This window comes from Nonomuraea sp. NPDC054003, from assembly GCF_055585125.1.
The window spans coordinates 293,689-306,993 of sequence record NZ_JBVJKR010000002.1 but is presented as its reverse complement, the minus strand read 5'-3'; the positions used below and the strand labels follow the sequence as shown (position 1 = coordinate 306,993).

The 13,305-nt window shown below is 73.1% G+C and carries 14 protein-coding genes; 1 reads left to right on the top strand and 13 read right to left on the bottom strand.

Annotated features, from left to right (window positions below):
• Window positions 1-82: 82 nt before the first annotated feature.
• The 9 genes from dinB to ACZ6YG_RS05590 form a co-directional block, all read right to left on the bottom strand.
• Window positions 83-1,324, bottom strand: coding sequence for a DNA polymerase IV (dinB, locus tag ACZ6YG_RS05630; protein WP_271279772.1), 1,242 nt, complete (start codon window positions 1,322-1,324; stop codon window positions 83-85).
• A 27-nt stretch (window positions 1,325-1,351) separates the two neighbouring features.
• Complete coding sequence (locus ACZ6YG_RS05625; protein ID WP_308248785.1) at window positions 1,352-2,077, bottom strand: methyltransferase domain-containing protein; 726 nt, start codon at window positions 2,075-2,077, stop codon at window positions 1,352-1,354.
• Between the two features lie 130 nt (window positions 2,078-2,207).
• Window positions 2,208-2,546 (bottom strand): MmcQ/YjbR family DNA-binding protein, encoded by a 339-nt coding sequence (locus tag ACZ6YG_RS05620; protein WP_466017309.1) that lies wholly within the window; start codon window positions 2,544-2,546, stop codon window positions 2,208-2,210.
• 40 nt (window positions 2,547-2,586) lie between these two features.
• Window positions 2,587-3,795: an MFS transporter gene (locus ACZ6YG_RS05615; RefSeq protein WP_364227147.1), complete on the bottom strand. Its 1,209-nt coding sequence runs from the start codon at window positions 3,793-3,795 to the stop codon at window positions 2,587-2,589.
• Between the two features lie 242 nt (window positions 3,796-4,037).
• Window positions 4,038-4,448 carry a transcription antitermination factor NusB gene (gene nusB, locus ACZ6YG_RS05610; protein WP_271279769.1) on the bottom strand — a complete coding sequence of 137 codons (411 nt, stop codon included), beginning with the start codon at window positions 4,446-4,448 and terminating at the stop codon, window positions 4,038-4,040.
• A gap of 1 nt (window position 4,449) precedes the next feature.
• Window positions 4,450-5,010: an elongation factor P gene (gene efp / locus ACZ6YG_RS05605; protein WP_148032692.1), complete on the bottom strand. Its 561-nt coding sequence runs from the start codon at window positions 5,008-5,010 to the stop codon at window positions 4,450-4,452.
• 25 nt (window positions 5,011-5,035) lie between these two features.
• Window positions 5,036-6,073, bottom strand: coding sequence for a M24 family metallopeptidase (locus ACZ6YG_RS05600; RefSeq protein WP_397197150.1), 1,038 nt, complete (start codon window positions 6,071-6,073; stop codon window positions 5,036-5,038).
• A 40-nt stretch (window positions 6,074-6,113) separates the two neighbouring features.
• Window positions 6,114-7,505 (bottom strand): serine/threonine-protein kinase, encoded by a 1,392-nt coding sequence (locus ACZ6YG_RS05595; protein ID WP_466017308.1) that lies wholly within the window; start codon window positions 7,503-7,505, stop codon window positions 6,114-6,116.
• 119 nt (window positions 7,506-7,624) lie between these two features.
• Window positions 7,625-8,665 carry an LLM class F420-dependent oxidoreductase gene (locus ACZ6YG_RS05590; RefSeq protein WP_148032695.1) on the bottom strand — a complete coding sequence of 347 codons (1,041 nt, stop codon included), beginning with the start codon at window positions 8,663-8,665 and terminating at the stop codon, window positions 7,625-7,627.
• A gap of 90 nt (window positions 8,666-8,755) precedes the next feature.
• Here ACZ6YG_RS05590 and ACZ6YG_RS05585 point away from each other — a divergent pair, with 90 nt between their 5' ends.
• Window positions 8,756-9,643: an endonuclease/exonuclease/phosphatase family protein gene (locus ACZ6YG_RS05585; protein WP_148032696.1), complete on the top strand. Its 888-nt coding sequence runs from the start codon at window positions 8,756-8,758 to the stop codon at window positions 9,641-9,643.
• A gap of 21 nt (window positions 9,644-9,664) precedes the next feature.
• Here the strand turns inward: ACZ6YG_RS05585 and ACZ6YG_RS05580 are convergent, their stop codons facing one another.
• The 4 genes from ACZ6YG_RS05580 to ACZ6YG_RS05565 are packed head-to-tail and all read right to left on the bottom strand — an operon-like array spanning window position 9,665 to window position 13,260.
• A complete protein-coding gene (locus ACZ6YG_RS05580) occupies window positions 9,665-10,240 on the bottom strand; it encodes a nucleotidyltransferase family protein (protein ID WP_219543402.1) in 576 nt (191 codons plus the stop codon).
• A 9-nt stretch (window positions 10,241-10,249) separates the two neighbouring features.
• Window positions 10,250-11,338: an XdhC family protein gene (locus tag ACZ6YG_RS05575; RefSeq protein ID WP_148032697.1), complete on the bottom strand. Its 1,089-nt coding sequence runs from the start codon at window positions 11,336-11,338 to the stop codon at window positions 10,250-10,252.
• Window positions 11,331-12,401, bottom strand: a complete 1,071-nt coding sequence (locus tag ACZ6YG_RS05570; RefSeq protein WP_397197153.1) for a VWA domain-containing protein — start codon at window positions 12,399-12,401, stop codon at window positions 11,331-11,333. The genes ACZ6YG_RS05575 and ACZ6YG_RS05570 overlap by 8 nt, the downstream gene beginning before the upstream one ends.
• Window positions 12,394-13,260: an AAA family ATPase gene (locus tag ACZ6YG_RS05565; protein ID WP_219543399.1), complete on the bottom strand. Its 867-nt coding sequence runs from the start codon at window positions 13,258-13,260 to the stop codon at window positions 12,394-12,396. Before ACZ6YG_RS05565 ends, ACZ6YG_RS05570 begins: the two co-directional genes overlap by 8 nt.
• Window positions 13,261-13,305 lie beyond the last annotated feature (45 nt).

Genomic DNA, 13,305 nt, shown 5'->3' with positions numbered 1-13,305 from the left:
CCAAGGCAGACCAAACCGGAGGTGACGTCATGGCTTCATTCTGGGCCATCTTGGTCTCCTCCCCCGAAGTCGTGACATCGCCTCACGCCTCCATTTCATCAAGTTTGCCCCGAACTAGCGAAGCCGGGAGCACGGCATCGGGACCGAATCTCCGGATCGCCCGGTCCATCGCCTGCTCGGCCTCACGCCAGCCGGTCTCGCGCTCACCGAGAGTGAGCTGACGGGAGGCGGAATCGGCGGGCCGGAGGTTCTCCATCCTGACGCCGACCAGGCGCAGGCGCACCCGTTCGAGCCCGGCGGCGTGGTAGAGCTCGCAGGCTGTGGCGAAAATCTCCTGCGCGACATCGGTGGGCTCCGGAAGGGTCCGGGACCGGGTGATGGTGGAGAAGTCAGCGCGGCGCAGCTTCACACTTACAGTCCTGCCCACGTGACCGCCCTTACGCATCCTCGCGGCGACCCGTTCGGACAGGCGGAGCAGCTCGCGCTTGATGATCTCGGGATCGTCGACGTCGGCGGCGAACGTCTCCTCGTTGCCGATGCTCTTGTCGGGGACGTGCGGGCTCACCTGCCGCTCGTCGCGGCCCCACGCCAGCGCCGCCAGGTGGCCGCCCGCGGACGGGCCCAGCTCGCGCTGGAGCGTGGCGACGGGCACCCGGGCCAGGTCGCCGACGGTGCGGATGCCGAGGCGCACGAGGGCCTGCTCGGTGCGCTCGCCGACGCCCCACAGGGCGGAGACGGGCAGCGGGTGGAGGAACGCCACCACCTCCTCCTGCGGCACCACCAGCAGGCCGTCGGGCTTGCACTGCTTGGAGGCGAGCTTGGCGACGAACTTGCTGCCGGCCACGCCCACCGAGCACGTGATGCCGAAGCGCTCCAGCACCTCCGCCCTGATCGCGGCGGCGATCGCGGCGGGCGGCCCCAGCCGGCGCAGGGCGCCGCCGACGTCGAGGAACGCCTCGTCGGACGCGATGGGCTCGACCATCGGGGTGATCGAATGGAAGATCTCCATGACGCCTCTGGAGACCTCGGAGTATTTTCCGTGGCTGGGCGGGATGACCGTCGCCTGAGGGCAGAGCCGGCGGGCCCGGCTCATCGGCATGGCGGAGTGGACACCGAACGCCCTGGCCTCGTAGGTGGCGCTGAGCACGACGCCGCGCCCGGCGGGCGAGCCCACGATCACCGGTCGGCCGCGCAGCTCGGGCCGCTCCAGCAGCTCGACGCTGGCGAAGAAGGCGTCCATGTCGACGTGCAGGATCGGGCAGCCGGTGTCGTCGGCCCCGGTCCGCGGAGCGGGGCCGATGCCCGTGATCTGCTTGCGTGCCACGCCGCCGATTCTATCCGAACAGGCGTTCTAGGCCGATGGCCTGCGGCCGACGACGTGCAGCTGGGTCGCGATGTCGCGCAGCACCGGATGGGCCGAGGCGGCCTTCTCCAGGGCCACCAGCGCCTCCGCCGCGCCCGGCTCCCCGTCGACGAGCCGGCTGGGCACCAGGTCGGCGAAGACCCGCACGCCGTGGACCGGCCCGGCCCCGAGCCCGGCCGCCGACAGCAGGCCGGTGAGGGTCTCTCCGGTGAAGCGGCGGGGCGTGGGGTCGCGGTCGCCCCAGCTGCCGAGCGGGTCGGCGAGCGCGGCCCTGGACTCGTCGAACTGCCCGGCCAGCGCGCGGTGGATGGCGGCGGCCACCGGGTTGGCGGCCAGCACGCTGACCGCACCGCCGGGACGCAGCAGCCCGGCCATCTCGGTCAGGGCGCCGACGGGATCCTCCACGTACTCCAGCACGCTGTGGCAGAGCACCAGGTCGGCGCAGCCCGGGCTGAGCAGCTCGCCCAGGTCGGCGGTGTCGCCCTGGAGGCCGCGCACCTCCACGCCCGCCTCCTTGGCCCGGCGTTCGAGCGCGGCCAGCGAGTCGGGGCTGGGATCGACCACGGTCACGGTGTGGCCCAGCGCCGCGAGCGGCACGGCGAACCCTCCGGTGCCGCCGCCCGCGTCGACGATGTCGAGCGCGTCGCGCCCGGTGGCGCCGGCCAGCTCCGCCAGCACCTCGCGCAGCGCGTCCCAGACGACGGCGGTCCGCACCGCCGGGGTCCTCGTGACGCCTTCAGCTCGCAACGTCGGCTCGCCTCCCTCTTCTCGTGGGTCCGCCCCAGCCTACGCCGTACGGGTGCCGCCCGCTCCCCTGCGATCTGGACCGCTCCCGTACGGGTCGTCAGGCGTCGAAGGCGGCCACCAGCCGCTTGGGGGCGCGCAGCCGCCACGCGTCGGTGAGCAGTTCGCCCAGCTCCTCCTCGCCCACCTCCGGCAGCCGGACCAGCACAACGGCGTACCCGTCGAAGTGCGGCGTGGTGAAGAACGCCCCGGGCCGGGCGGCGGTGAGCTCCAGCTTCTCCTCCTCGCTGGGCACCGGCACCGCGAGCACGTCCGGTTCCTCCCGCATCCTGGCGAACCACTTGCCGCGGACGTAGAACGCGGGCGTGCCGTACATGGTCTTCTCGCCGGTCTCGGGCAGCGCGAGCGCCAGCCTGCGGACGTCGTCTTCGGTGGCCATGTCCCGATCCTCGCCCCGCCCGTCCCGCCGGGGCAACCGGTCACGGCGGGTCCCGGAATCGCGGCATGCCCCTGACCAGGAGCAGCGCCGGCGGCACGAGGAGGATGACGGCCGCCGCCGACGCGAGCACCGCCGCCGGCCCGGCGAGGGCGGCCAGCGGCCCGGTCAGCGCCTGCCCGAACGGCATCAGGCCGAAGCCGCACAGCCAGGCGAACGAGCTGATCCGCCCGATCAGGTGCTCGGGGATCTCTCGCTGCAGGGCGACCTCCCAGTGGATCGCGTACGTCTCCACCCCCGCCCCGGCGATCGCGAACGCCAGGAAGATCGCGGCCGGCGAGGGAGCGAGGACCAGCGAGAGAGGCGCCGCGGCGTAGAGGGCGATCGCGGTCAGCGCCACGGCCCCGGGGGCGCGCGGCCGCCACGCCATCGTGATCAGGCCGCCTGCCAGGCCGCCGGCCCCGTAGCAGGTGAGCGCCAGCCCGTACACGGCGGGCGAGCCGAACGCGGCGGTGGTCACGACCGGCAGCAGGACCTGCGTCGGCGCGATGACGAACATGAGGTTGACCGCGGAGAAGATCAGAATGGCGCGCACCCACGGGAGCCGCCGCGCCTCGGCGACGCCGGCGCGGACGTCCTGGACGAACGAGGCCCTGCGGGCGGGCTCCCGCCGGGGTTCCCCGGCCCGCCAGAGGGCCAGGACCGCGACAGCGAAGGTCATCGCGGTGATCCCGTACGCGGCCCCGGTGCCGGACAGGGTGATCACCCCTGCGCCCGCGGCTGGCCCGGCCATGACGCCGGTACGGATCGCGACGCTGACCAGCGACCTGCCGGAGACGCGCTCGTGGTCGCCGAGCACGCCCTGCAGCAGAGCGTTGAAGGCGGGCCGGACGAACGCCTCGGCCAGCCCCGACAGCAGCACGGCCCCGGCCGCCGCCCAGATCGGGAACGTGCCGGTCACGGCGAGAGCCGCCGCGAGGAGGGCCTGGAGTCCGTAGGCGGCCATCAGGACCCGCTGCCGCGGCAGCCGGTCGGCCCACACGCCGCCGACCGGCAGGAACACCACGAGCGTGACCCCGCGCGCGGCGAGGACCAGGCCGAGCGCGACCGCGTCACCACCCGCCTGGAGGACGGAGACGGTGATCGCGACGGCGAACATCTGCTCGCCCGCGACCGCGGCCACCTGGCCGGGCAGCAGCAGGCGGAACCGGGGGTTGCCGAGCGCGGCTGGACGGAACACCCGATCAGCCACGTGGCTCTGGCACGGGAGGCACGCCGCCCATGCTGGCACCGGCGGGGCCCGCGCGGGGCCGGGCGGGTTACGCCCAGCGCGTGACCGGCGCGGCGGTCGGCTCACGCCCAGCGAGAGCACGGCGCTAACACGGCGCGGACGCCGCAGTGCGGGTTACGCCCGGTGTGAAACGTGGATGTGGCGGCGGGCTCGCCGTGCGGAGGAGCCGGTCAGGGGGACGCCGTGACCGGCCCGTACGGGAGCTAGAGCGTCAGGCTGGGCTTGAGCTGCTTGAAACGCGCCAGCAGCCCGTTGACGAACTGGGGGGACTCGTCCGTGGACAGCTCGCCGGCCAGGTGGACCCACTCGCTGATGACCACGCCCTCGGGGACGTCGGGCATCCACAGCAGCTCGTAGGTGCCGCCGCGCAGGAGGTTGCGGTCGACGGCGGGCATGCGTTCGAGGGTCCAGCCCTCGGAGTAGGTGGTGATCAGCTCGTCGATGCGGGCGAGATGGCGGGTGACCCCCTCGACGAGGGTGGAGGTGTACTCGTTGACCGGGGGCTCCTGGCGCTCGACCCGCTCGGCCAGGATCTTCAGCGGATCCTCACTGCGGAGTTCGGCCTCGAAGAGGATGTCGAGCGCACGCCGGCGTGCTTTGCCCCGTGCCGACACCTCAGGCCCGGCCGAGGTATTCGCCGGTGCGGGTGTCGACCTTGACCCGCTCGCCGGTGGTGATGAAGAGCGGCACCTTGATCTCGGCGTCGGTCTCCAGCGTGGCGGGCTTGGTGCCGCCGGTGGAGCGGTCGCCCTGCAGGCCGGGCTCGGTGCTGGCGATGGTGAGCTCGACCGCGGCGGGCAGGTCGACGTAGAGCGCGGAGCCCTCGTGGAAGGCCACGGTGGCCAGGGTGTTCTCCAGCATGTAGTTGGCGGCGTCGCCGACGGTGGAGGAGGGCACGTTGACCATGTCGTAGGTCTCGGTGTCCATGAACACGAAGTCGTCGCCGTCGCGGTAGGAGTATTGCATCTCGCGCTTGTCGACGTTGGCCACCTCGACCTTGACGCCGGCGTTGAAGGTCTTGTCGAGGACCTTGCCGGAGAGCACGTTCTTGAGCTTGGTGCGCACGAACGCGCCGCCCTTGCCCGGCTTGACGTGCTGGAACTCGACAACGGACCACAGCTCGCCACCGTCGAGCTTCAGCACCATGCCGTTCTTGAGGTCGTTGGTTGTCGCCACTCGTTCTCTCCCGCGTGTGGCCGCTCTAAAGGACGAGCAGCTCCTTGGTCGTCTTGGTGAAAAGTTCCGGCTCGCCCTGTCGTGTGACGAGGGTGTCCTCGATGCGAACACCGCCCCGGCCCGGGAGGTAGATCCCCGGCTCCACGGTGATCGGAACTCGATCCTCAAGTCTACCGGTACGTGCGGGGCCCAGGAACGGCTCCTCATGGATCTCGAGCCCGACGCCGTGGCCGAGGCCGTGCCGGAAATGGTCGCCGTGGCCGGCGGCGGCGATGAGGGAGCGGGCGGCGGCGTCGACCTCCTTGGCGGTGGCGCCGGGGGTGACGGCGTGCCGGCCGGCCCGCTGGGCCTCGGCGACCAGGTCGTAGACCTCGCTCTGCCAGTCGGCGGTCGGGCCCAGGCAGACGGTGCGGGTCATGTCGGCGTGGTAGCCCTGGTAGGCGGCGCCGAAGTCGATGGTGACCAGCTCGCCGGAGCGCAGCTCGCGGTCGGTGGGGGCGTGGTGCGGGATGGCGCCGTTCGGGCCCGCGGCGACGATGGTGTCGAAGGCGGGCTTGGCGGCGCCGAGCTCGATCATGCGGGCTTCGAGGAGCCGGGCCACGTCGCGCTCGGTGACGCCGGGGCGGATGGTGTGCAGCACGTCGGCGAAGGCCTGGTCGGTGATGGCGCAGGCGGTACGGAGGAGCTCCAGCTCGTCGTCGTCCTTGACCGCGCGCAGCCCTTCGACGAGGGGCCCGAGCGGCACGAGCCCGGGCCCGAGCCGCTCGTAGGTGGCCACGCTCATGTGGGCGGCCTCGATGCCGACGCCGGGGGCGGCGAGCTCCCCGGCCACGTCGGCGGCCTCGACCGCCTGCACGTCGAGGCCGTGCGTCTTCTCGATGTAGCGGTTGTCCGTCACCAGCAGCGCCGAGCCGTCGGCCTTGATCAGAGCGGCGGCGTTGGAACTGACGAGCCCCGTGAGATAGCGGACGTTGACGGTCGAGGTGACCAGCATGGCGTCGACCTCGTGGGCGGGCAGCAGGGCCGCGAGCCGAGCTCGCCGCTGTGCGTAGTTGACGGTCACGCGCTTAATGTACGCGGATCTCCGGTTGGTCCACTATCCGCTAGATCTGCCAGTCGTTGAGCCAGTCGGACAGCGGGCCGGCCGGGGCGATCTCGCCCTTGTCCCTGGCCTTGCGCAGATCGCGGATGACGTGGGAGACCTCCCTGACGCCGGCCCGCTCGTCGCCCTCGGCGAACTTCCGCCCGGCCTTCCTGAGCTTGTCCTGGGCCTTCTCGGCCACCTTCGGGTGCATGCCGTTCACGGCCATCTGGCTGGTGACCGCCTCGTCGAACCTCCTCACCCAGGTCTCCCAGCCGCCCGGCGGGACCGACTGGCCGACGGTGCCCTTGGGGATGGGCAGGGCATCGGTGCCGCGGAGCTCGGTGGGCTCCGGCTCGGCCGTGAAAGTGGGCGTGGGGGTCGGGGTCGGCGTGGGGGTCGGTGAGGGCGGCGCCTCGCCGGTGACCTGCGTGGTGGGGGCGGCCTCTGGCGGGTCCTCGTCCCCGCTCGCCAGGAAGATCATGACTACGGTGACCGCCACGATGGCTGCGAGGGCCACGCCGGCCTGGACGAACAGGCGGCGGTTCTCGCGGCCGGACGGCGGGGGCGGCGCCAGCTCGGACGCGTCGTAGATCGCGGTGTCCCCGGCCCGTGCGGCCGGGGTCGCGGCGGGGGCGGGCGGCGCGGGCGCGGCGGCCCGTGGCCTGGCGATGGCGGCCAGCGCGCGGCGCACCGCCTCGCCGCTGCCGGGCCGCTTGGCGGGCTCGGGGTCGAGCATGGCGAGCAGTAACCGGTCCAGCTCGGCGGGCACGCCCTGGCGCAGGGTACTGGGCGGCGCGATCGCGCCCTCCCTGGCGGGCGCCTGGCCGGTGAGCAGCTCGTAGCAGACCGCGCCGAGCCCGTACAGGTCGGCCGACGCCTGCCCGTCGCCTCCGGCGAGCCGCTCGGGCGCCTGGTAGCGGGGGTCGCCGCCGGGCCGGCCCGTCAGGCCGAACCCGACGACCTTGAGCACGCCGCTGCCGGCCATCCGGAAGCTGTCGGGCCCGACCTTGCCGTGCACCAGGCCCGCGCGGTGCGCCGCGTCCAGACCGGCCGCGGCCTGCCCGGCCAGGTCGCACACCTCCACCACCTTGAGCGGCCCGCGCCCGGCCAGTTCCTCGCCGAGGCTCGGCCCGGTGAGGAACTCCGTCACCAGGAACGGGGACCCTTCGTGCTCCCCCACGTCCAGCACCATGGCGACGTTGGGATGGATCACCCGGGCCACGGCCTGGGCGTGCTGGCGCAGCACCTCCCTGGTGGCCGCCCCCACCGCCTTGGCTCCCAGCATCTTCACGGCCACGGTCCAGTCGGCGCGGGTGTCGTACCCCCGCCACACCTCGCCCATCGAACCGCTGCCGATGCGCTCATCAAGCCGGTACCGCCCGGCGACCAGGGACGGCGTCGCGTCGGACATATCTCCGCCAATGCTCAAACTTCAGTTTTCGACCAACCTTAGGCCCCAACGGAAACGCCCGCCTCCTCCAGCACGGGGAAGGCGGGCGTTTCGACGGGTGCGTACCGGTGCGGCGGTGATCAGGAGGCGATGTCCTTGATGGTCTCGATCAGGCGGACGCGCTCCTCGTGGGTGCGGCCGAGCGGGGTGACGTTCAGCGTGGTGACGCCGGACTCCTTCATCGCCCGCATCCGGTCGCGGACGTAGGCCTCGTCGCCGATCAGCGACATCTTCTCCAGCAGCTCGCGCGGCACCAGCGCCGCCGCCTCGTCCTTCTTGCCGTCGAGGTAGAGCTCCTGGATCTGCTCGGCCTCCTTCTCGTAGCCGTAGCGCCTGGCCAGGTTGTTGTAGAAGTTCTTGCCCTTGGCGCCCATGCCGCCGATGTAGAGGGCGGCCATCGGCCGGCCGAGGTCCAGCAGGCCGTCGGCGTCGTCGCCGATGTAGAGGGACGCCTGGGCGACCACGTCCAGCTCGCCCAGCTCGGGGTCGCGTTTGGCCTTGCCGGCGGCCAGGGCGGCGCCCCACACGTCGGCGGCCTTCTCCGGCACGTAGAAGATCGGCTCCCAGCCTTCGGCCAGCTCGGCGGCCAGCTCGACGTTCTTGGGTCCGATGGCGGCGAGCACGATCGGGATGCGGGAACGTACCGGGTGGTTGATGATCTTGAGGGGCTTGCCCAGGCCGGTGCCCTGGTCGGGCGGCAGCGGCAGGGTGTAGTGGCGGCCGTCGTACTGCAGGCGCTCGCGCCGCCACACCTTGCGGCAGATCTCGATGACCTCGCGGGTGCGGCCGATCGGGGCGGTGTAGGGCACGCCGTGGAAGCCCTCGATGACCTGCGGGCCGGAGGAGCCGAGGCCGAGGGTGAAGCGGCCGTCGGAGATGTAGTCGAGGCCCGCGGCCGTCATGGCCATCAGGGCGGGCGTGCGCGAGTAGATCGGCAGGATGCCTGAGGCGATCTGCAGCCGCTCGGTGACGGCCGCGATGTATCCCATCTGGCTGACCGCGTCGAAGCTGTAGGCCTCCGCGACGAAGACGATGTCGAGCCCGGCCTTCTCGTAGTCGGCGAGCTCTCCCACCGTCTCCTTGAATCCCCCGGAGTAGCCCAGTGTCATTCCGATCCGCATGCCCGCTCCCACCACAGAATGATGTTCCGTTCCGATGCCGTCAGGTTAGCGTGTCCGCGCTGGAGCCAGCGAGGGGCTACCTTGGTCAGAGTGCTGAAGCGCGTCGTCGTCGTCGTGTCCGCCGTCCTCGCCGTGGTCCTGGCCGGACACCGCTACGTGCCGGCCCTGGGCGGTTTCACGACGGTCATGGAGAGTCTGCTGCCGTGGCTGGGCCTGGCCGTGCCGGTCCTGCTGCTGGGCGCGGCCCTGGCCCGCTCCACCGCGGCCGTCGGCGCCGTGCTGGCTCCGGCGGCCGTGTGGGGCGTCATGTTCGGTCCAGCGCTGCTGCGCACCCCGCCAGGCGGGCCGAGCGACCTGGCGGTCGGCACGGTGAACGTGGGCGTGCGCAACGACGCCTCGGGCGAGGCCGTACGCGCCGTCGCCGAGGACCTCGACCTGCTGGCGGCGCAGGAGCTCACCCCGGGCGGCCCGGCGGCCAAGCAGCTCAACCGGATGTTCGAGCACCGTTACGCGGTGAGCACCGTCGGCCTGTGGAGCCGCTACCCGATCAGCCGCGAGCGCCCGCTGGACGTCGGCATGGGCTGGGTGCGCGCCCTGCGCGCGACCGTGCGGACCCCCAAGGGCGACGTGACCGTGTACGTGATGCACCTCGCCTCGGCGCGGCCGGGCGAGACCACCTCCAGGGACGCCTCGCTGGCGCAGGCGCGCAAGCTGATCGACCGCGACGGCAGCAAGCGGATCCTGCTGCTGGGCGACCTCAACACGGCCACCACCGACCGGGGCATGCGCGGGCTGACGCCGCCGCTGACCGACGCGCAGGAGGTCGCGGGCGACGGGTTCGGGTTCACCTGGCCGGCCGGGTTCCCCGTGACGCGGCCGGACCACATCCTGTTCCGCGGGATGACCGCCACGCGGGCCGAGGTGGCCCCGGCCACCGGCAGCGACCACCGGGCCGCCGTCGCCTCGTTCCGTCTCTGACGACGACGCGACCGCGGCCGCTCACTCAGGTTCCAGCAGCCGAGGCTCCAGCCTGGCCAGATCGCCGGGGGTGTCGATGTCGGCGGGGTCGCCGGCGCACGGCACCTCGGTCACCAGCTCCGGATGGGCGGCCAGGAACGGGCGGGCGCCCACGTCGCCGCGGGCCAGGGCGGCGACCTCGGCGAAGTGGCGGCGCTCGATCAGCACCGGGTTCCTGCGCCGGCCGCCGTACGTGGCGACGGCCACCCCGGCCCCGGAGGCGATCAGCGCGCGCACCGCCTCGGCCCGCACCAGCGGCTGGTCCACCAGCGCGATCACCACGGCCCGCGACTCGGCGGGCAGCGCCGCCAGCCCGGCCCGCAGGGAGGACCCCATGCCGGACCGCCAGTCCGGGTTGCGCACGGCCACCGCCCCCCGCACCTGCACGGTCGCCGCCCCGAGCACCACCACGACCGGGTGGCAGCCGCCCTCCTCCAGCAGCCGCACCCCCCGGTCGACCAGCCGCTCCCCGGCCAGCTCCAGCAGCGCCTTCGGCCTGCCCAGCCGGGAGCCCTCGCCGGCCGCGAGCAGCAGCCCCGCCACCCCGCTCCCCTTCATGGCCGTCCCCTACCCGTCGTGGTGGATGCGGCCCCGGGTGGTCGACAGCGGCCGGCCGGACCCGCCCCAGCGGAGCTGGATCAGCTCGGCGGCGATGGACACGGCCGTCTCCTCCGGAGTGCGCGCCCCCAGGTCCAGCCCGATGGGCGAGCGCAGCCGGGCCAGCTCCTCCTCGGTCAGCCCGGCCTCGCGCAGCCGGTCCATCCGGTCCTCGTGGGTGCGCCGCGAACCCATGGCGCCCACGTACCCGGCGGGGGTGCGCAGCGCCACCTCCAGCAGCGGCACGTCGAACTTGGGATCGTGGGTGAGCACGCAGATCACGGTGCGCTCGTCCACCGGGACGGAGGCCAGATAGTCGTGCGGCCACTTGACCACGACCTCGTCGGCGTCGGGGAAGCGCTTGGGGGTGGCGAAGACGGGCCGGGCGTCGCACACGGTGACGTGGTAGCCGAGGAACTTGCCGACCCGGGCGACGGCCGCGGCGAAGTCGATCGCGCCGAACACCAGCATGCGCGGCGGGGGCGCGAACGAGTGCACGAACACGGCCAGGTCGTCCAGCCGCCGCTCGCCCTCGCCGCCGTAGTGGCGGATGCCGGTCAGCCCCTGGGCGAGCATGCCGCGCGCGTCGTCGTCCACCGCGTCGTCGAGGCGGCCGGGGCCGAGCGAGCCGGAGGAGCGGCCGGGCCAGATGATCCGGCGGGCGCCGACCTCGCCGGGGCCGGACAGGACGGTGGCGACGGCGACCGGCTCGCGCTCCTCGATCGAGGCGGCCACGTCGCCCAGTTCGGGGAAGGTGTCGCGGGAGATCGGCTCGACGAAGATGTCGATGATGCCGCCGCAGGTGAGCCCGACGGCGAACGCGTCGTCGTCGCTGACCCCGTACCTCTGCAGCACCGGGCGGCGGGTCTCGGTGGCGAGCTCGAACACGGCGCCCTCGACGCATCCGCCGGACACGCTGCCGACCACCTCGTCGCCGCGCACGGCCATGGCGGCGCCCGGTGGCCTGGGCGCGCTGTTGAACGTGCCGACCACCGTCGCGAGCCCGAACTCGAGCCCCGACCTCCACCAGCGCATGATCTCCGGGAGCACGTCACGCATGGGCGAGCCTTTCGGTGAGTTCCTCGTAGGCGGCCAGGCTGTGCCCGGCCACCAGGGCGTCGAGGTAGGGCAGGGCGGCCCGCATGCCGCCGGTGAGCGGCTGGTAGTCCTCGTACCCCTTGTGTGGGTTGACCCAGATCACCCGGTGCGCCTGCCGGGCCAGCCGGGCCATCTGGGCGCGCAGCAGTTCGGGGTCGCCCCGTTCCCAGCCGTCGGAGGCGATGACCACGGTCGCGCCGCGCGCGCTGTGCCGGGACAGGAACTCCTGCAGCTCCTCCCCCAGCCGGGTGCCGCCGCTCCAGTCGGGGATGGCCCGCGACACCGCGTCGAGCGCGGTGCCGGGGTCGCGGTGGCGCAGCTCGGCGGTGACGGCGGTGAGCCGGGTGCCGACCGAGAACACGCGGGTGGCCCGCGGCTCGCTGCGCACCAGGGCGTGCGCGAACCGCAGCAGCGTCTCGGCGTACGGCGACATGGAGCCGCTCACGTCGACGAAGAGCACGACGCGGCGCGGCCTGGTGGTGTGCCGCCGGCGCCGCAGCCTTGCCACCTCGCCCTTCCTGAGCGCGTCGCGGATGGTGCGGCGCTGGTCGAGCACGCCCCGGTGGGCGCTCTCGTACCGGCGCGAGCGGCGTGTGGCCCGCCTGGCCCTGAGCATGGTCAGCATCCGGTGCACCTCGGCGCGCTCGGCCTCGGTGAGCCTGGCGACGTCCCGGTGGCGCAGGACCTCGGTGCTGCTGGCGGTGGCGGGCGCGGCCTCGCCCTCGCGCCCGCCCTCCGCGCTCTCGCCCGCCGCTGTGTAGCGGGTGACGGAGGTGACGGCGGCCGGGGCGGTGGTGGCCTTGGCGCCGCCGAAGTACGCGTGGAAGCAGCGGTCGTAGCGGGGCAGGTCGTCGGGGCCGGCGCAGAGCGTGAGGCGGCCCGCCCAGTAGACGTCGCCGGGGACGGCGACGTCCAGCTGCTCCAGCGCGCGCAGGAAGCCCTGGGTGCGCTCGTGGTCGGCCGCGACCCCGGCCGCCCTGAGGGTACGGGCGAACCCGGTCATCGTGGCGGCCAAATCAGTCATGGCGGAGCAGCCCGTTGCCCAGGACGCGTTCGACGTCCTCCCGGTACTTGAGCGCGGCGCCCAGCGTGGCGGCCGCCCGGCCAGGGTCGAGCTCGTCGGCGCCGAGCGTCAGCAGCGCCTCGGTCCAGTCGAGGGTCTCGGCGATGCCCGGCGGCTTGACCAGGTCGGCCCCGCGCAGCCGCTCGGCGGCCCCGGCGACCTGCCGGGCCAGTGTCTCGGTGCAGGCGGGCAGGCGGCGCAGCAGGATCGCCACCTCCCGCTCGAAGCTCGGATGCTCCAGCCAGTGGTAGAGGCAGCGGCGCTTGAGCGCGTCGTGCACCTCCCGCGTCCGGTTGGAGGTCACCACCACGACCGGCGGCGACTCGGCCCTGATCGTGCCGAGCTCCGGGACGGAGATGGTGAAGTCGGAGAGCACCTCCAGCAGGAACGCCTCGAACTCGTCGTCGGCCCGGTCGATCTCGTCGACCAGCAGCACGCTCGGCTGCGTCTCCAGCGCCTTGAGCAGCGGCCGCGCGATGAGGAAGCGCCGCTCGTAGATCTCCCCTTCGAGCCGCCGCACGTCGGTCACGCCGGCGACCTCTGCCGCCTTCAGGTGCAGCAGCTGCCGGGCGAAGTCCCAGTCGTACAGGGCCTGCGCGGCGTCCAGCCCTTCGTAGCACTGCAGCCGGATCAGCGGCGCCCCGAGCAGTCCGGCCAGGGTCTTGGCCAGCTCGGTCTTCCCGACGCCCGCCTCCCCTTCCAGGAACAGCGGCCGCCGCATCCGCAGCGCCAGGAACGCGGCCGTGGCCAGACCTTCGTCGGCCAGATACGCATGCCGGTCGAGCAGCTCGATGAGCTTTTCCGGCGACTCGATGTCCATCGCCCTCATTGTCCGCCGACGCACGCTTTCAGGCTACGGGTCACA

Excerpts from the sequence above, each read along its gene's own strand:
- ACZ6YG_RS05580 (WP_219543402.1), bottom strand. The coding sequence starts at position 10,240 with ATGAAGGGGAGCGGGGTGGCGGGGCTGCTGCTCGCGGCCGGCGAGGGC.
- ACZ6YG_RS05565 (WP_219543399.1), bottom strand. The coding sequence starts at position 13,260 with ATGGACATCGAGTCGCCGGAAAAGCTCATCGAGCTGCTCGACCGGCAT.
- ACZ6YG_RS05620 (WP_466017309.1), bottom strand. The coding sequence starts at position 2,546 with ATGGCCACCGAAGACGACGTCCGCAGGCTGGCGCTCGCGCTGCCCGAG.
- ACZ6YG_RS05595 (WP_466017308.1), bottom strand. The coding sequence starts at position 7,505 with ATGTCCGACGCGACGCCGTCCCTGGTCGCCGGGCGGTACCGGCTTGAT.
- ACZ6YG_RS05590 (WP_148032695.1), bottom strand. The coding sequence starts at position 8,665 with ATGCGGATCGGAATGACACTGGGCTACTCCGGGGGATTCAAGGAGACG.
- ACZ6YG_RS05570 (WP_397197153.1), bottom strand. The coding sequence starts at position 12,401 with ATGACTGATTTGGCCGCCACGATGACCGGGTTCGCCCGTACCCTCAGG.
- ACZ6YG_RS05575 (WP_148032697.1), bottom strand. The coding sequence starts at position 11,338 with ATGCGTGACGTGCTCCCGGAGATCATGCGCTGGTGGAGGTCGGGGCTC.